Annotated in this window: 15 protein-coding genes; 1 reads left to right on the top strand and 14 read right to left on the bottom strand. The window is 46.7% G+C overall.

Features of this window, described 5'->3' with window-relative positions; all coding sequences use genetic code 11:
• The 14 genes from BTA30_RS16055 to ggt all read right to left on the bottom strand — a co-directional run bounded on the left by BTA30_RS16055 (position 1) and on the right by ggt (position 17,915).
• Complete coding sequence (locus BTA30_RS16055; RefSeq protein ID WP_239693556.1) at positions 1 to 1,632, bottom strand: GDSL-type esterase/lipase family protein; 1,632 nt, start codon at positions 1,630 to 1,632, stop codon at positions 1 to 3.
• Complete coding sequence (locus BTA30_RS16050) at positions 1,629 to 3,524, bottom strand: rhamnogalacturonan lyase (RefSeq protein WP_076762313.1); 1,896 nt, start codon at positions 3,522 to 3,524, stop codon at positions 1,629 to 1,631. The genes BTA30_RS16055 and BTA30_RS16050 overlap by 4 nt, the downstream gene beginning before the upstream one ends.
• A gap of 192 nt (positions 3,525 to 3,716) precedes the next feature.
• Positions 3,717 to 4,328: a YesL family protein gene (locus BTA30_RS16045; RefSeq protein WP_076762312.1), complete on the bottom strand. Its 612-nt coding sequence runs from the start codon at positions 4,326 to 4,328 to the stop codon at positions 3,717 to 3,719.
• A 20-nt stretch (positions 4,329 to 4,348) separates the two neighbouring features.
• Positions 4,349 to 5,041 carry a DUF1961 family protein gene (locus BTA30_RS16040; protein WP_076762311.1) on the bottom strand — a complete coding sequence of 231 codons (693 nt, stop codon included), beginning with the start codon at positions 5,039 to 5,041 and terminating at the stop codon, positions 4,349 to 4,351.
• A complete protein-coding gene (locus BTA30_RS16035) occupies positions 5,034 to 5,744 on the bottom strand; it encodes a rhamnogalacturonan acetylesterase (RefSeq protein ID WP_076762310.1) in 711 nt (236 codons plus the stop codon). The genes BTA30_RS16040 and BTA30_RS16035 overlap by 8 nt, the downstream gene beginning before the upstream one ends.
• Positions 5,745 to 5,758: 14 nt before the next feature.
• Positions 5,759 to 8,065 carry a helix-turn-helix domain-containing protein gene (locus tag BTA30_RS16030; protein WP_076762309.1) on the bottom strand — a complete coding sequence of 769 codons (2,307 nt, stop codon included), beginning with the start codon at positions 8,063 to 8,065 and terminating at the stop codon, positions 5,759 to 5,761.
• A gap of 46 nt (positions 8,066 to 8,111) precedes the next feature.
• Positions 8,112 to 9,146, bottom strand: coding sequence for a glycoside hydrolase family 88/105 protein (locus BTA30_RS16025; RefSeq protein WP_076762308.1), 1,035 nt, complete (start codon positions 9,144 to 9,146; stop codon positions 8,112 to 8,114).
• 16 nt (positions 9,147 to 9,162) lie between these two features.
• Entirely contained in the window at positions 9,163 to 10,056 is an 894-nt protein-coding gene (locus BTA30_RS16020) for a carbohydrate ABC transporter permease (RefSeq protein WP_076762307.1), read from the bottom strand.
• Between the two features lie 3 nt (positions 10,057 to 10,059).
• Positions 10,060 to 10,983, bottom strand: a complete 924-nt coding sequence (locus BTA30_RS16015) for a carbohydrate ABC transporter permease (RefSeq protein WP_192855958.1) — start codon at positions 10,981 to 10,983, stop codon at positions 10,060 to 10,062.
• Between the two features lie 24 nt (positions 10,984 to 11,007).
• Positions 11,008 to 12,312 (bottom strand): ABC transporter substrate-binding protein, encoded by a 1,305-nt coding sequence (locus tag BTA30_RS16010; RefSeq protein ID WP_083696824.1) that lies wholly within the window; start codon positions 12,310 to 12,312, stop codon positions 11,008 to 11,010.
• Positions 12,313 to 12,458: 146 nt separating this feature from the next.
• The gene (locus BTA30_RS16005) at positions 12,459 to 13,637 is read right to left on the bottom strand and encodes a response regulator transcription factor (protein WP_076762304.1); all 1,179 of its coding nucleotides are present in this window, start codon (positions 13,635 to 13,637) and stop codon (positions 12,459 to 12,461) included.
• Entirely contained in the window at positions 13,637 to 15,376 is a 1,740-nt protein-coding gene (locus BTA30_RS16000) for a cache domain-containing sensor histidine kinase (protein WP_076762303.1), read from the bottom strand. The genes BTA30_RS16005 and BTA30_RS16000 overlap by 1 nt, the downstream gene beginning before the upstream one ends.
• Positions 15,377 to 15,389: 13 nt before the next feature.
• A complete protein-coding gene (locus BTA30_RS15995) occupies positions 15,390 to 16,034 on the bottom strand; it encodes a YesL family protein (protein ID WP_076762302.1) in 645 nt (214 codons plus the stop codon).
• Between the two features lie 129 nt (positions 16,035 to 16,163).
• Positions 16,164 to 17,915: a gamma-glutamyltransferase gene (ggt, locus tag BTA30_RS15990; RefSeq protein ID WP_076762301.1), complete on the bottom strand. Its 1,752-nt coding sequence runs from the start codon at positions 17,913 to 17,915 to the stop codon at positions 16,164 to 16,166.
• A gap of 331 nt (positions 17,916 to 18,246) precedes the next feature.
• Between ggt and BTA30_RS15985 the strand changes: the two genes are divergently transcribed.
• Entirely contained in the window at positions 18,247 to 18,864 is a 618-nt protein-coding gene (locus BTA30_RS15985; RefSeq protein WP_076762300.1) for a DUF47 domain-containing protein, read from the top strand.
• Position 18,865: the final 1 nt, after the last annotated feature.

Below are 18,865 nucleotides of genomic sequence, written 5' to 3'. Positions count from 1 at the left end.
TTATTTCCTTAACGCGCGTTTAAGCGGATAAAGGTTCAGATCCGAAATCTCTTCTGTGACGAGCCTTGCCAATTGATTGGCTCCGTACTCCTGAAAATGCACTCTGTCCTGCGCACCGTCCGGATAATTCGGGCTCTCGCCTGGCTCTAAAAACATAAACACTTTTTTAGTCGCTTCAATACCGATCGTATTGTAAAAAGCGAGGCTTTTTCTGTTCAGATCGATGACAGGCACATTCATCTCCCGGCCGAGCTGCTTCATCGCATTCGGATACTCTCCGATGCTGTTGTAAAAAACGCCGTTTTCATCGAACGTCCGCTTGCTTTGGGAAGTGACGAGCACGGGATGTCCTCCTTTTTCCTGGGCACTTGCAATGTACATTCTCAAATAGTCCTGAAATGTCGTATAAGGATCTGTATGGCGGGCCGGGTCCGGTCCTGCATCATTTATGCCGAACTGAATAAACAGATAGTCCCCCTGTTTCATGCGATTCAAGATCGTATCAAGGGATCGTTCATCAACAAAGCTTTTCGCGCTCCTTGCCCGTTTCGCCTGGTTGTCAATGACAATCTCATTGGTAAAATAACCGCCTAAAAACTGCCCCCAGCCGGCCATCGGCGCATATCCGGGTTCATAGTCGGATACCGTGGAGTCACCGGCCAGAAAAACCGTCGTTTTGTCATCGGTTCTATGATAAGCCGTTTTCGTGATGACCACTGCATTGACACGGGGCAGCGTTCTTGCCGTCATGCATTGAATGGAGAGGCGGCCGTCAGAAATCGTAATCGGAAAGGTTTTTTCATTGTATCCGCCCGCTCCTGCTCCAAACGAATAAAGCTGAAGCATCCCGTTTGCCCGTACATCCATATTCGTTTTTTGCAGCGCATCCCCGGTGATGATCTTTACTTCATACGTACCGTTCGGCAGATCGAGGGAAAACGAGGTGCCGTCGGAGGTGCAAAAATCTGAGCGAAGCGGATCATCCGTGCCGCGGTCTGTACAGGACACCTTGGATGCGTCGTCAAATCCGTAGCCTTTGTCAGGATCATAGCCAGCTCTGGCAGAAACCGGCGTAAATCCGGGTGCTGCCGGCCCATCCCCGAAATCAAATTGATGGATTTTCGAAATTTCAACGGCATACACCTTTGGTGATGCTCCGCGCCACTCAAGATCAAGCCTTCCATCTTCAATTGAAACCGTGAAGGCTTTTTCCGCCTCACTTCCCTTTGCTCCTGCCGGAATCGATCCCACTGCTTCGCCTTCTGCAAAAAGTGCCACTTCTTCAGCTGATGAGGCAAATACTGTAACTTGGTATGTTCCATTTTCAAGATCTGTTAAAAATGCAGACTGATTTACAAAGCAGTAGTCTTTGCGCAATGCTTCCTTTTTTTCTGTCCGTTTGCATTTGATTCCGTCCAAATGGGAAAACCCATACCCCTTATCCTTTTTGTAAGCGGATGTCTCCTCCACTTTCATATAATCTTTTTCTGCCGGGCCCGCTCCAAAGTCAAAAAGGAAGAGTTGCCGACCGGTTTCAGCAGCAGCTTTTTGCGGATCTGCCAGGCCTCCGAACCCCGCCAAGAGGAGGAAGAGCAAGGAAATCATTCTGATAAAACGAAGATGTGTCTTCATTTTTCCAGCTCTCCTTTTTGATCAGCGCGTGTATAAATATTCGGCTTCTCTTGAGCCGGCATGCCTTCTCCCAAATAGAAACTAGTGTGCGGCGGCTGATTGTAGCCGACGTTTTGCCAGGCTATTCCGAGACGATAGACAGCGTCATGCATCAGCGTATAAATACGGTGGTTTGTCACGGCAGTTGTCGTGTAGATGCGCAATGAACTGCTGTCAGCGGTGCGCCATATCACTTCTTCGCGCCAGTCGCCGAGAATGTCAGCCTGCAAAGCGGGCGTTGCTTTTGTACCGTTGTTTGAAGAAGCTCCCGCAGCTGTCAGCAAATTGATCGTTCTCGCATTTTGATAGTCCCATTTATCAATTCTGTTGCTGTCAAGAAGCTCCCGCTGAAGATCTCCGTCCCACCAGATGCCAAAGTTCGTTGAAGAAGGCAGAGCGCTGCCGATCTTTACGCCTTTTGCCGTGTACAGACCGCCATTTGCCCATACTTCTGCTCCCTCATGGCGCGGATCAATGTCAGCCGCCATCCCGCGTCCGACATCCTTTCCGGCGTGGACGCCCCAAATCAGTTTTCCGGTTGCCGCATCGCGGAATGACAACCCGTAAGGAGAGTGGCTGTTTTCATGAACTTGAAATACTTCCAATCCCGCTCTTGACTGATCAAGGTTTCCGGCATGCATGGCATCTCCATGCCCCCATCCCGTTGAATACATCCCTTTGCCGTCATGATCGACCGCCATTGCACCGTATAAAATTTCATCTTTCCCATCGCCGTCAACATCTGCCACACTCAAACTGTGGTTGCCCTGTCCTGCATATGCCTCATTTCCAGGTGTGTTTGAATCAAACGTCCACCGTTTTGTCAGCTTTCCATCTCTCCAGTTATAAGCGACAAGCACCGTCCTCGTGTAATAGCCGCGCGCCATCACAATGCTTGGCCGTTCTCCGTCAAGATATGCGACACCGGCGAGAAAACGGTCAACCCTGTTGCCGTAGCTGTCTCCCCAATCGGCTACATTTCCGCGCGCAGGTTCGTAGTCTACCGTTGCAAGCTCGCCGCCCGTATCACCTTTAAAAATCGTCAAATATTCAGGTCCTGACAAAACCCGGCCTTGGGCATTCCGATAGTCGGCATTGGCGCTGCCGATCACCTTTCCTTTTCCATCTTTTGTTCCGTCAGCCGTCTTCATCGCGATTTCCGCTTTTCCGTCGCCGTCGAAATCATAAACGAGGAACTGCGTATAATGGGCGCCGGCGCGGATGTTTTTGCCAAGGCCGATTCTCCACATTCTCGTGCCGTCAAGCTTATAAGCGTCGATAAACACTTCTCCTGTATAACCGTCCTGCGAATTGTCCTTTGAGTTGGATGGATCCCATTTAAGAATCATCTCGTATTCGCCGTCACCATCAAGGTCACCGACGCTTGCATCATTGGCGCTGTAAGTGTATGACACGCCATCAGGGGTTTTCCCGCCGGCCGGCTTCTGCAGCGGGATCGATTTGTAATTCTTCCCCCAGACACCGACTGTTTCAGAAGGCGCCTGCTCCCTGCCGTTTAATACGGCGCGTACGTAATAGGAAGCATTTGTATCTCCCCCCGCATCCTGATAATTTGTACTGGACGTAATCGGGGAATTGTTCAGTTTCCGTCCGTTTCGATACACATTAAATGAAACAGAAGACGGCTCTGTCCCGAGCAGCCGCCAGCTCACAAAAACGCCGTTTCCAGTTTTGACAGCGACAAGCCCCCGTGCCAGCGACTCCATTTGTCTGGCTTGCGCCGCTTGCGTTCCGCCTGCTTCCGCTTGTTCCGAAACCGCCGGAACAAGGGTGAGCAATAATAGAGATGAAGCCGCCAACAGTTTCCTCCACCTTTTCCTGCCTTTGTTCATAATCGTCTCCCTTCAAGATTTTTGTAAGCGCTTACTTAAATGGGATTCTATTATGACTTCCATTTTTATTCAATCGCACTTTTTTGCATGGACAATGAATATGAAATGGCAAAGACAGACCGTGATATCACGGCATAAACTATGAAATTGACACTTTTTTGCCTTTCTTTCTCTTTTTTTGCCCGAAATCGGTCACACTTCCAAGCGCAAAAAACAGCGATGTGCGATAAACATAAATACAAGAGCAAATAAGCTGACACCATAAAACGGAATCAGTCCCGGTAAAGTCAACAAAACATAGACGACCACCGCGCCCGCTGCGGCCATCCCGGCCGTAGTCAAAGGGCGAAGCAGACCGATCAGTACAGCCTGGGAAAAATAGCGGACAAAGGGCAGCTGAAAATGAACATAAAGCGGAAAAATATAAACGACAATCACCAAGTATGCCAGTCCGGCCAGCAATGTCACATAACTGATCATGATCGAAAACAAGTCTGCGCGAGCATGAAAAAATTGATAGTTGACGATTAAAATATATCCGGCAGCTGCAAGTATGAGGCCCAGTCCGTTTGTTTTGATAAACTCCTTTTTGTACGTTTGATAAAAGATTGTCAAAATCGGCAGATCTGTATAACCGAGCAGCCACTTGCGGACAATCGCGAACATTGCGGCCGTGCTCGGAGCCCAGCCGAAAACGATGCCTCCGCCCACCGTAAACAAAAGCCACAGCCCGTTCAGCAAGGCGATCTTCATGACCGCTTCACAGCCGCCGTAAATCATCGCCATCACGCCATTTTCCCGCATGATGATCCTCCCTTCTTCCTCTAGACGCGCAGCAGCTGGCGCACCTCAAAATGACCGTATGCCGCTTTCAGCGGCGCCATTTGTCTGAAACCGATTTTTCCTCCGCCATAAACCGGGCCAAAGCGGCTGCCGTCATCCGTCCATTCCAGAATGGTCAGCCCGTTGATCGAAAAATGAACGTATGCCCCGTCTTTCACGAGTCTCATCCGATAAGGCGGAAGAGCATCAGCAGCGGGCGGAAGCGGGTCGGCTCCCTCCTGCACAAGATGAAAACCGTGGCTTTTCCGGAGATTGCATGTTCTGAACGCTCTCTCATTATCATGCTTATGCCTGAAATAGGATAGATGCAGGGCATTGATATCACCTGAATGGTATTCCGGATACTTTCCGGTTCTCTCTGCCAGCTTCCGGTCAAACAGATCTTCTCCATTCCGTCCGGAAGCCGCGAAAAATATCATGCACAATCCGGGCTCTCTCACGGGATAGAAGTCCCATTTCACAATCATTTCATCCGGAAATGTCTCCGGGCACCAGTAGACAAAGTGTGCATCATCTCCGTAATCTTCCGGATCAAGTTTGTTTTCCAGATGCAGTCTGCCAAACGGAAAACTGATCTTGCCTTCCCCTTCCATGACCCAGCCGCGAAGATCTTCGGCAGATGCCAAACAATTTTGATAGATGACGCTTCCTTCCCGCCTGTTATTGTTAGACATTGCAGTTTCTCCTTTCCGTCTGAAGATAAGCCGAAAGAGGAAGACAAAGCTCCCTGATGCCTTCTGTGACAAGCTTTGCAATCTGACGGGCTCCGTTTTCAGAAAAATGGGTGTTGTCTTCGATCCCGTCAGGATAATGGGGATGCTCATTCGGCAGAAAGTGAACGAACAGCCGCTTTGAGCCTTCGATTCCGAAAGATTCATAGAGGGCCTTCGTTTTTGACCATAAATCGATGAGCGGAACATCGAGGTTTTCTGCAAGCTCAATCATCGCTTTCGGAAAGTCGCCGAGCGTGTTGACGACGCTTCCATTCTCATCAAAATAACGCCTGTGGACAGGTGTAACAAAAACCGGAAACGCCTGTTTTGCCCGAACGGCTTTCACATAGCGGGCAAGATGCGCCTGATACGATGTGAACGGATCTGTGCCGTACGCCTTTTGATCATTGTGACCGAATTGAATCAGTACATAATCCCCTTCCGCCAGCCGGCCGGCGATGTCATCAAGACGCCCCTCTGTGATGAAGCGGTTGGAGCTTGCCCCGCCTTTCGCCAGATTGACGATTTTGGCCTCGCTTGTAAAATACAGCGGGAGCAGCTGGCCCCAGCCGGCCATCGGAGCTTCATGAGGAGGACAGTCGGCTGCGGTCGAATCCCCCGCCAAATACACGGCTACTTTTGGTTTTTCATTCGTTTTCTTCATGATTCCTCTCCTTTTCATGATGGTTCCTGATGAATTTGTCTGTAGCGGCTCGGCGGTATCCCGACCTGTTTTTTAAAAATCCGGTTGAAATAGCTGTGTCTGTAGCCGACTTCCTCTGAAACGTCATGTATTTTCTTATTCGTTTCAAGGAGCAGCTCTTTTGCTTTTTCAATCCGCATGCGCGTCACATAATCGATAAAATTAATACCGGTTACCTGCTTAAACGCCTTGCTTAGCGTATATGAATTCGTTCCCGCTTCATCAGCGCAACTTTCAAGTGAAAGATCATTCATATAATTTTCATGAATCATCCCAAGCACCTGTTCGACAAGCAGCTTTTGCCGCCTGTTGTTTCTGCCTTCAAGTTCTTTGAGATATGGGCCGACGACACGTTCCATCATCCACACGACGGCATGCGATGGCTCTCTGAGCTCCGCCAGTTCCCGCATCAGATCTTTTTGATCAAATAATTCATACGGATGAAGACCGGAATGAAAAATCTCCTCCTGAATTCTTGCAAACAGCTGAATCATCCCCGGCTGGATGCGAATCTCCGTTTTCCCTTTTTCCGCAAGCTCTTGAATAAAAAGCTTGATCAAACTTTCGGCTTGATCTTTTTCTTCAAGACGAATCGCTTGAATCACCTTTTTTTCAAGGGCAAACGGATAATAAGATTCCGATGGCGCCTTCTCTTCCAGCTGATTTAAATCGATCAGCTGGCTCGAATTTTCAAATTGCCTGTAAAGCTTTCCTGCCTTCACCTCTTCATAAATGACAGGAATGTCCTTTACCAAACTGACCGGTATAGAGAGCGTAGCCGTGATATGAAGCCTGCAAAATGTGTGGATCATTTCCGTCAGCTCGCGGACAAATTGTGCGATTTCTTCCTTCAATGCCGTTTTCCGGCTGCTCATCAGCAATATCGCAAGCGATAAAGAGCGAACATCGGTGATATACATCTGTTTAAATGTTTTGCCGGCCAGCTCACGGGTGATATTGTCAAGCATGAAATTGACCAAGCCTTCATCTTCATTGGCAAAAGAACCGGCTCTCTCATGGAGGCCTGTCACCTGGATATCAATGATGATGAATATCTTGTCTTTTGCTTCCCAGCCCCATCCCTTCAGACGGTTCCTCAAGTTTTGCTCTGATTCATCGGCAAAAGATCCTTGGAGGAGCCGCTGAAAAAATCCGCTTGTCACTTGGGACATTTGGGTCATCATCTGCTTTTTCAGCTTCCCGCTCTCTTTTGACATGTCTTCCCAGCGCTGTTCAAGCCAACGAAATTCATCGCGTCCTAGAGCGGAGACGGTTTTCTTTTCTTCTCCTGAGCAAAGCTGGATAAGCTTTGCGACAGGCGAGTAGATTTTATGTGAGGCATACCATGTGAGAATGACAGCCAACATGATCCCGGCCATGCTGACTGCTGCGACTAGTTTAGATAAAAACAGCACCGGGGCTGTAATGGACGACATCGGCGAAGCAGAAGCATAGGTCCATTCCTGGCCGAGCCTGTCCATCTGACCGTAGGAAACCGAATAATTCTCCCCTTTCCACTTCATGAAGAAGGAACCGTCTTTATTCGGCTTTTTTTTGACTCGATTTTTTAAAGCGCTTTCAAAATTACCTTTGCCACCCTCGTTTGCAGAAGAAACGGCCCGCTGATCCCGGCTGAGAAGCAGAGCCGTTCCTTTTGAATAAGGTGACAGGCTTTCCAGCAAATGCTTCATTTCTCTTTTGTTAACGGTTAAAATCAGGGCGCCGAACGGCTCGGAAATGCCGCCCGGGATTTTATGAATAAGAGCCATGTCTCCAGAGCTGCCGCGCCATTTTTTCCAATAGACGTTTTTTTTGCCGGAAAGCAGTGAATCATACACTTTCAGGGCATTTCTATCGGTCATTCCGCTGTATTCGGGATTTAGCAGCTGCGGCTGTTCATCATGAATGAATAATTCAACCTGCTTTATGAGCGGATTTTGGTCCTGAAGCATAAACAGTGATTTTGACAATCGGTATGTCGTGTGAAAGTCTGTCTTTAAGTCTGTATGAGCAAGGCCGTTCATCAGCCGCGTATCATATGCCAGCTGGGAGAGCATGATCTCAAGCCCTTCCAGCTTGTCATCGATCTGGCTGATTTGGCGTCCGACTTGGCTTTTATGCAGATGCTGAAGCTCATTTTCAATTTTTGCGGCTGAGAAAAAATAGATGCCTGCGCCTGTTAATAAACCGGGTATACACGCGATCAGCAATATCAACACAAAGCTTTTCTTAAAATAGGTCCCCTTCCGCCGTGAAACATGTCTTTGATGCAGCTTTTTCATTCCTCTCCCCCCACTGCAAATGAAAAGAATGTTTCTTTTTCAATTTTTATTGAAATGCGCGGGATTTAGAGCGGACGACATCTGCCAAAAAAGTCAGCGCAAGCCCTTGTCCCCAGCCTTGAATCCGTTTATACGGCACATCCTTATAGCCCTGAACATCCCTCATGACAGCCGTTCCCGCGGAAACGCGCTCAACCCTGCCATCCGGTACAACTGCATCTGTGATGGCAGTCAGTGTTTTCTGAATGGATTTGTGGTATAAAGAGCCTCTCGACAAAAGGCCGGCCGCAATTCCGGCAGAACCGGAGACCTCTAGATATGAATCAGAATCTGTCAGGACCGTATGCCATAACCCTGAAGAGTGCTGGAGCCTGACCAGCGCGCTCAGCAGATCTCTCAATGAGCCGTCAATAATCATAAAAGACGGATGTGTCACATCAATCAATGGCAGCGCTTTAGCCATTGTCAAAGCGGCCCAGCCATTTCCCCTCGCCCAAAATATGCCTGACATATGGTTTTTCGCCACATTGTCCCAGGCGTGGTAATACAGATTGGTATCCATATCCTGCAAAAACTCCTCATGGCCGTGATACTGCCGCAGTCCATCTTCAAAATATTCTTCACTGCCGACAAGTTTCCCAATGCGGAGGAGAAACAAGCCGGCCATCATCATCGTATCGACCCATGCCTGTTCCGGAAACATGTTCTTCTCTGAATTGACGGTGTGCTGAAGGATGCCGTCTGCAAACCGCGGCGCATCATGCAGCACATAGTCTGCCATTTGACTTGCTGTATCAAGATAGCGGTCATCACCTGTTGCCTGATAGAGCGACAAAAGGGTATGGCCGATGGATACACCGTTGATCGAAAGCTTAGGCAAACCGTCTTCAAGCTTTTCATCCGTCCAGTTTTTCAAAAGCTGGAGGTATTCTTCATTTTCCGTGGCTTCATAAGCTTCTGCCACCCCGTAAAACGCCACACCTCCCGGCCAATCCCATTCAAAATCCATTTCAAAGGTCCGTTTGACGATTCTGTCAATCACTTCTTTTAGTTTTTCTTCATCAAAAACAAGCTTTGTCATACACCTTCTCCCCTTTTTATTTTAATCCGCTCATGCTGATTCCTTGAACGATCGATTTTTGAAAGGCAAAAAACACGATCATCACCGGCAGCAGCGAAATGACGGACATCGCAAACATCGCGCCCCAATTTGAGGCGGTTTCCGTATCTAAAAACAGCTTCAGCGCAAGAGAAACCGGATAAAGCTCAGGTTTGTTCAAATAAAGGAGCGGATTGATCAGCTCTTCCCATTTCCAGTAAAATGAAAAGATTGCAGATGTGGCAAGCGCCGGGGCAATCAGCGGCAGGATCACCCTGAAGAAGATGCCGAGCCGGCTGCAGCCGTCAATCTTTGCCGCTTCATCGAGTTCTACCGGAATCGTCCGGATAAACTGGATCATCAAAAAAATAAAAAACGCGTGCCCAAAAAACTGAGGAACGACAATCGGCTTGAAGGAATTCAGCCAATCCAGCTTGGCGAAAATGATGTATTGCGGAATCATCAGCACTTCGTGAGGCAGCATCATCGTCACCATCATACAGGCAAACCAAAACGCCTTTCCTTTGAACGGAATCCGCGCGAACCCATAAGCGATTAATGCGGAAGACAGGACGGCTCCGACAGTCGAAAAACCGACAATGATCAGCGAATTTTTGATGAATGTGATAAACGGCTGTCCTGCGATTCCCTTCCAGCCTTCAGCATAATTGGATATGACAAAAGGATCGGGAATTAACGAATGGGACGTCGTGAAAATACTCGCGCTTTCTTTAAATGAGCTGACCATCAGCCATATGACGGGATACAGAAGAATGATCGCAAGACCAGTCGTTGCAGCATGGAAGACGATCTGTCCCGTTTTGCTTTTTCCGCTCCTTGCGGCAAGCGGTACAGCCCCCGTCCTCCCGGGAGTTTCCTTTACCGGCTCCATCTGTTATTCCTCCTTTGATTCGTAATGCACCCACAAGGATGATGTTTTAAATAAAATGAATGTCACAAGGCCGATCAAAATGAGCATCACCCACGCCATAGCAGAGGCATAGCCCATTTGGAAAAAGTTGAAGGCACGCTGGAATAAATAAAGCGAATACAAAAGCGTCCCATCAAGCGGACCGCCCTCTCCTTTAGAAATAATATAAGCGGGCGTAAAGGTCATAAACGCGGAAATCGTCTGCATCACCAAGTTAAAAAAGATCATCGGACTAAGCAGCGGAAGTGTAATCATAAAAAATCGCTGCACCCTGTTTGCGCCATCGACGCTTGCCGCTTCCTGATACATCGGCGGAATATTTTTCAATCCGGCCAGAAAGATCAGCATTGAAGAGCCGAATTGCCATACCGACAGAAGGATCAAGGTCCACAATGCACTTGTCGGGTCCTGGTACCAAAGAATCTTTTGATCGATGCCGATAAAAAACAGGAGCGCATTGATGACACCGTCGTTTCCAAACACATTGCGCCACATAATCGCGACGGCCACACTTCCGCCGATGATAGACGGAAGATAAAAGAGCGTCCGATAAATTCCGACTCCTTTTTCTGCCCTGTTCAAAATCACCGCGATGAAAAGCGCGAAGGCCAGCCTGAGCGGCACGCCGGCAAGCACGTAATAAAACGTCACTTTCAATGAACCCCAGTACTTCTCATCATCTGTCAGCATCGTTTTGTAGTTGTCCAAGCCGATCCACTGGGGCGTTGTAAACAGATCATAATTGGTAAAAGACAGCAGCAGCGAGGCCCCCATTGGAATCACGGTAAAGCAGAGAAAGCCGATAATAAACGGAGAAATAAACGCATAACCCGCCAGGTTGTCATTTCGTAATTTTCGCTTCACTTTCACATCCTCCTGGACTTGCAGGCCGAGCTGCTTTCTTTGCCCGGCTTACCTTTGTTCATTTCGTTTCAGTATGGCGTCCGCTTCTTTTCTGAAGTTGACGGCTCCCTGTTCAGGTGTGATTTTTTTAAATAAAATTTGGTCTGAAGTATCCTTCAACAATTTGATAATCTCAGCGCTGCCTATCGGTTCGGGCGGATCTGATTCACCTGCATGTTTAGAAGCCCGTTCGACATATTCAAAAATCTTTTTTTCCTCTTCATTCAGTTCTGACTTCACCGCTTCAGCCGCTTTGGAAGAGACCGGAACCCCCCGTTCGCCTTTAATCAGCGTATTGGCTTTTTCATTATTGATGAAGAAATCGATAAATTTAGCCGCCTCTTTTTTATGTTTTGAACTCTTTGGAATGGAAAACAGCATGCTCGGCTTTAAAAACAGCGCTTTTTCTTTCGTCTGCTCGGGCGGCAGATGCAATGAAAGAGGCGCATCCGTCAGCTGGGCAAACGCCGAATATTGATTGGAGTAATTCCAGGTCGCAGCCGTTCTTCCTTTTACAATAAAATCGTCTTCCATTCCTCTAATTTGCGCACTTTCATCAGGCGTCGGAGAAGCCTTCCCATCAACAAGCTTCACCTGCCTTTTAAAGTAATCGACAAACAGCTTGTCATCTGTATAGGCGAGGCCCGTTCCGTCCTCTTTATATAAACGCTCCCCTTTCGTTCTGAGATAATATGGAAAAAAGACGTCAGGCGGATGCATTCCGTTTGACCCGTATTGGCCGGTCTTTTCCCTCACTTTGAGCGCAAGGTTTTCAAAATCGTTCCATGTCCAGCTTTCATCATCAATCGTCGCGCCGGCGTCTTTTAGAAGGTCATCATTTGTAATGACTGACAGCACATTGACCCCGAGCGGAAAACCATACAGCTTGCCGCCGATGTCACCTCCCTTGATTGTCTTATCATCGACTGCATCGGTGTTGATCGTACCATCTTCCACATAAGCTGAGAGATCTTCAAGCTGCCCTTTTTCCCCGTATTGCGATAAATAGGCGGTATCCATTTGGATGACATCCGGCAGCTGGTTGGCCGCTGACATCGGAGCGAGCTTTTTCCAATAGTCGTCCCAATTTGCAAACTCCGCTTCGATTTTGACATGCGGATTTTCCTTTTCATACATGTCAATGACTTTCGTTGTATAATCATGCCGCGGCTGTCCGCCCCACCAGGCGACCCTCAAGGTGATCGTTTTTTTGCCGTCTGCGCCCGCTGTTTCTTCACTGTTGGAGCTGCACCCGTAAAGGCCAAGCATCAAGAAAGCGCATAAAGAGAAAAGCACGAATCTTTTCATCAACATCCTCCTCTTTTTGTAAGTGCTTACATTTTATTTTAATGACATCATCCCGTCCCAAAAACTCAAAAAACAGAGAAGAATGTTAAAAAAACAGAGATCCCGTCAGTTCTGTTTCCATATAAAAAAGCCATCGGACTGTGCCGGCAGCTTTAGATCGGATTTTCTTCTCTTTTTCGGTACTCAGACGGTGTATAGCCCGTATACTTTTTAAAGACGAGACTGAAGTATTTCGGGTTGTTGCCAAATCCCAATTCCTCTGCCAATGTTCCGATCGTGATAGCGCTTGTCTGCTCCATTTTTGCCATTGCTTTTTCAATCCTGACTTTCGTCACATAGCTTGAAAATTTTTCACCTGTTTCCTGTTTAAACAGCTTGCCGAGATAATCCGGGTTCATATACAGCATGTTTCGAGCCGCCCATTTTAGTGAAAGCTTCGGGTTGGCGGCTTCCTGTTGAATCAGGTCAAGCATTTTCCGGATTAATGCCGATGATTGCCCTTCTGCTTCACTGGTCTGTTTATGCAGTTTAGATCGCGCATGTTCATATAGAACGGGCGCTTTGGCGATTTCGCCGCTTCCGCTCAAAGCGGCCGCCGGTTCAAACTGAAATTGCTCGTATGAGCGCCTTATAATGCCGTCGATTTTTTTCTCGAGCCTTTTATCATCCCCTTCTGCTCTAACAGCGAATACAAGTGCATCTTTGAGCCGGACGGAAGTGATCACAGAGCACTTGAGGATATCACCGGCTATCTTTTCCAAGTCTGAAACATGACGCCTCTCCACTTCGCTTCGAACTGAAAACAAGATAAGCTTTATATTCTTTGGCTCCGCAAAAAAACGCGAGCACGCATCAGCTTCGATGTTCTCGCCTGTGATCAGCTCTTTTAACACTTGTTTTTTAAGGTGCGGCCTGATCCTCTCCAAATCTGTTTTTACCTGTTTGGCCGACTCTTCTTTTTTCAACTCGCTGATCACGCTCTTGAGCGAGTCTGTTATATGACTTTCATTGCAAGGTTTGAGCAAATAGTGCCTGACACCGAATGTCATCGCTTTTTTCGCGTATTCAAACTGGCCGAAACCGGTTAGCAGAATAAACCGGGTCGACGGATATTCGCGTGACACTTTCTCAATCAGCTCCAGTCCCCCCATTCCCGGCATTTTAATGTCGCTGATCACAATATGAGGCCGCTCGCGCAATATCAGCTGATAGGCATCTGTTCCGTTTTGTACTGCGCCAACTAATGACGCGCCGAATGAATGCCACTCAATCATGTTTGAGATGCCCTCTAGAATAATCCGCTCGTCGTCGGCCAAAAGCACTTTATACATCATAACACCCCGCTTTGAAATGGTATTTTTATGCTCACTGTTGTTCCCTTGTTTTTTTCGCTTGAAATGTTTAAGCCATACCTTTGGCCAAACATCAGCTTGATCCGCTCATCAATATTTTGCAGGCCGATGCCTCTGCCTCTTGTCTGAACGAGCCCCTTTCGCGCTTTTTCTAAAAAACCTTCATCCATTCCCGGGCCGTTGTCAGCAACCGTTAAATAAACGAATTCTCCCTCTTTGCACGCTTTGATCTTGATTTGGCAAGGTTCAATGACCGGCTCAAGACAATAGGAAATCGCATTTTCAGCCAGCGGCTGCAGGACCAGCTTCGGTACGGGACACGTTTTGACGAGAGGATCGATCTCAACGTCAAACATAAGCCTTTCTTCAAAACGAAACCGCTGAATCGTAAAGTAATGAAGCAAGATCTCGGCTTCTTCCTCAATCGTCAAGACATCGGTTTTCATATTGATGGCATTCCGCAGCAAAAATCCGAGAGATTCGGTCATCTTTGAAATTTGCGGCTGCCGGTTTGTCTTGGCCAGCCAATTGATCGACTCTAATGTGTTGTATAAAAAATGGGGGTTGATTTGCGCCTGGAGCGCTTTAAATTCTGTTTCTTTGAGCATCAGCTGCTTCTCATAGTTATCCGCTATTAATTCATTGATTCGCTCAATCATCGTGATAAAATTGCGGTTCAGCACACTGACCTCGTCTTGATGCTCAGGTGAAGCCACAAAAAGCGGCTTTGTTTTGAAATCGCCGTTTTGCACATTTTTCATGGCCGCTACCAGTTTCTCAATGGGACTCGTAATGCCCCTGGCCATTTTTCTTCCAAAGAGGACGGCAGTCAAAAAGAAGAGAATAAAAAGGGAGATGAGTATGGATTTCATCGCTGATATTTTCGAAAACATGGTGTCAAAAGGAATCAGACTCCAATACGTCCAATTTTCATACGAGGACTTGACATATGAGATGAAAAAGCGCTGGCCGTTTTCTTCGACAATGTCGTATCCGTTTTGATCAGGAGATGATAAGCGGAGCTCTTCCATCCGGCTCAAAGGGCTTTCTGAAAAAAAGGCATTCCGGCCGTCAGACATTGCGATCTTCCCCGCCCCTTCCCCCAAGTCCTTCGGAAGGTCGGCGACAATGCTTTGCAAATCGGTCACAATCAGAACGATTCCAAGATGATCGAGGTTTAAGTTTTGATAGGAACGGATTTCCCTGACGGATAAAATCTCGCCGTTTGCGCCAGGCATTGTCACCCACACGTTTCCGCCTTTTTGGCGCGACGCTTTTTCAGCCAGCATGTTTCGCCGCTCTTTTAATGCCTCGGCAGAGCTTGCTCCTGCTGAATATTCCGTCCCGAAAGCATCGAATAAATGAATCGATTTAATATATCGCTTCGACCCGGTAAATTCGGCAAGCTGATCCCAAATTTCTCTTTTCATCCGATACCGGCCGTATTTGTTTTGATCGCGGCCAGCTTTTAAGAGGTTGGCTTGAATGTTTTGATCAGTCGTAATTTGATATGAGACATCTTCAATTTTTTTCAGTTCGTCTTCAATGCTTTTTGACGACATCATCAGCACTTGCGACGATTTTCTGTATATCTGCTGATCATACACGCGAAATGCGTATTGAACCCCGCTGAAAATCAAAATCAGTGAAACAGCCATAATGAGCGAAATCAAAATAAACAGTTGATCTTTAATTTTTAAATGCTGATACCTGTTCACTGAAAAAACACCTTCATTTCATACGCGTGAAGGCAGCCTGTTTGTCTTTATGACGTCCGTCAATTGATCGAAAAGCGCGAAACGCCAATTTTGTTAAAATCAAGCTTAATGCGCTGCCGCTGAAAAATAAAAGAAATGTGACGTGAAATAAAGTAAGCAGCGCCATTCCAAGTGCGCTGAATATCATCAAAAAGGTGATGAGCGGACGGGAGAAGCCGATCATAAAGCTGTATTTCAGGACTTCGATTCTTTTCATCTCAAAGTGGACATCAATTGGAAAAGTGTATAAGAGGATAATGGCATAAATGATAAATAAACTGATAAATATGCTGAATACGGCGGGCTGATCGTGAAAATAAACGGCTGCAATGTTAAAATCAACATATAAAAGAAGGGCGATAGACGATAAAATAAGGCCGAGAACACTTGACTTTGCCCATTCTTTTTTAAACGTCTGAAAAAACGTCTGAAAAACAGGGATATCTGTATTGCCCATGACCCATTGTCTCGTCACGGCAAACATGGCGGCAGTCGCCGGCGCTAATCCAAAGACGACCGCTCCAGCCAAAGAAAAGCCGATCCAAAGCAAATTAAGGTATGCAAGCCTCATCACCCACTCACAAAAGCGGTAAAATCCGTTTGACAACGCGTGAATCATGATAAATCCCCTCCACATTCAGTAAACGCTTACAAAAGATATATTTCTCCTCTTTTCAAAAAAATCCTCTTTTAAAGAGGACAGAGAAGAGGGCTTGATCTAAACCTTTTAGACCAAGCCCATCCTCCGTTATTTCGCCGAATGTTTAATATTCACGCCGACCGCGGTCCCGCTCCTGCTTGAATCGGCAACACCCATAAAGGATTTATTCTCCCGATCAATGAAAATACTCTGCACATTTCCGATATCAACGGGGTTCGACCCGAATTTATGGCCGAATTCATTAAGCTTGAGTCTCACATCTTTCGGCATTCCGGATTCATAGCGGTATGAAGACAGGCTGTTCGTATAAATCCGCGGCTCTTCAATTGCATCCTGCAAGCTCATGTCGTATTCAAAGTAATTCAAAATCGTTTGGAAAACGGATGCAATAATCGTTTTTCCGCCAGGCGAACCAACAGTCAGCACAGGCTTGTCATCTTTAAAGACGATCGTCGGCGTCATGCTTGACAGCGGCCTTTTATTCGGCTGCACTTCATTGGCGCCGCCAGGGACCGCATCAAAATCAGTCAGTTCATTATTTAAAAACAAGCCGTACTCTGGAACTAAAATCCCTGTTCCGAAGAGCTGCTCAATCGTCGTTGTATAGGAGACTACATTCCCCCATTGATCTGCAACAGTAAAATGGGTTGTTTCCCCGGTTTCATTATCATCGGCCTGCGGCACGATTTGATAGTTCGGCTCACCTTCTTCATATTTCCACGGGTCGCCCTCCTTGACATCGCGGTTGACCTCGTCAAGGCTGATTAATTTTTGCCGTTCTTTAATATACTCCGGATCAAGCAGCCCTTTTAACGGAACATCGACAAACTCAGGATCACCGGCATATGCCGCTCGATCCGCATAAGACAGGTGCATCGTTTCCGCTAATAAATGATATTTTTCAAATGACTTCGGATCATATTGTGATAGATGAAAATCATCGATCAACTTCAGCATTTGCAGCATGAAAACCCCGCCTGAGCTTGGAGGAGGCATGCTTGCAATGTCATAGCCGTGGTATTCTCCCCAGATCGGCTTGTCTGTTGTAACACCATAGCGCGACAGATCATCAGCTGTCATTGAACCGCCGAAATCCTGCACCGTGTCCGCGATCGCACTGCCGATTTCTCCATCATAAAAGGCTTTTGAACCCTCTTTCCGAATCAATTTAAACGTTTTGGCCAAATCTTTTTGAACGAGCTCATCCCCTTCTTTCAAAGGTTCACCGTCCGGCAGAAAAATATCTTTCGCAGCCGTTTTGCTCAGTTTGTCCTGATGATCCTCAATCGCATCCGCTAAAACTGAATCGATCGGAAATCCATCTTCCGCAAGCTTGATGGAAGGAGTGATCAAGTCTTGCATTCTCTTCGTTCCCCACTTTTTATGCGCTGCTTCCAGTCCCTTTAGCGTACCCGGAACACCTACTGCATTACCGTGTGTCGACCTTTTGGAAAAAGGAATGACATCTCCGTCCCCATCCAAAAACATATCAGGTGTAGCCCCTTGAGGAGCCCGCTCCCGGCTGTTGATAATCGAGGTTTCCTTCGTTTCGCCGTCATAGACCATCATAAAACCGCCGCCGCCGATTCCCGACATCATCGGCTCTGTTACATTGAGGGCAAATTGAATCGCAATTGATGCATCAATCGCATTCCCGCCCTTTCTCAAAACCTCGGCGCCGATTTTTGATGCCAGCGGATGAGCCGTTGCCACCATCCCGTCTTTTCCGACAGCGACTTTTTCCCCGCTGCTCTCTACACCTTCCGCTTTCGACACTGGACTAAAAAAGCAACCAACCGTCAAACAAAAAACAAAAAACAAGGAAGTTAACCGTTTCATCAGCTCACTCTCCTTTCCAGTTTATTACTACTATAACAGGAAAATGAACTGAAAATAAGAAAAAATCACAATTTTCGGGATTTTTAAATCAAAACACCCATTTCAAGAAAAAAAATTCGATAAATCATTCTTTAGACGCAAATACAGTTAAGCAAAACCGACTATTCTCTATAAAACAGCACATTTGTCATAGTGTGCTTACTCCCTCACCAAAAAGTGACAGCCGCCTGAAAATTAAATTGTTTTTCGACTGCACCTGTTTTTTTTCGACAAAAAGTTATATAATATTTTGATGTGTGCATTGTCTCATTTAAACAATGGAGGGTTACAAATGTTAAAAAGAAAAAAAGACAAGTTTTCCGTGCTCTTGACGGAAATCGCAAAAAATTTAGATGAAACAGCTGAGTATTTTGTTAACTATAAAGTGACGAATCAAACAACCCTTAAGGAATTCGCAGATACCTTAAAAGAGTATGAGACAAAAGGAGATACTTATGTACATACGATGATTAAGGAGCTGAACAAAGCTTTTATCACACCGATCGAACGCGAAGATATCCTTCAGCTGACAAACAGTCTTGACGATGTTCTCGACGGCATCGAACATTTCTCTGCCATGATGGAAATCTTCTCGATTACCTCTTCAGATGAGCACATTGATAAATTCAGCGGCTATGTCAGAGAATGCGCAAAAGAAATTTTGATTACGATTGAACTCCTGGCTGAAAACCGTCTGACAGAAATTCAGCCGCATGCGATCAAAATTAAGGAATACGAACACAATTGCGATAATCTGCACCGCAAATCACTGAAAAATCTTTTCGGCACGCAAACTGACCCAATCAAAGTGATCCAATACCGGGAAATTTATGAAACGCTTGAAGAAATCGCGGACTCCTGCCAAAGTGTAGCCAACAATTTAGAAACCATCATAATGAAAAATGCGTAAC

It is taken from the genome of Bacillus swezeyi (genome assembly GCF_001969815.1).
Lineage (GTDB): Bacteria > Bacillota > Bacilli > Bacillales > Bacillaceae > Bacillus > Bacillus swezeyi.
The sequence above is the reverse complement of the archived record's forward strand: the minus strand, read 5'-3'. Positions and strand labels throughout refer to the sequence as shown.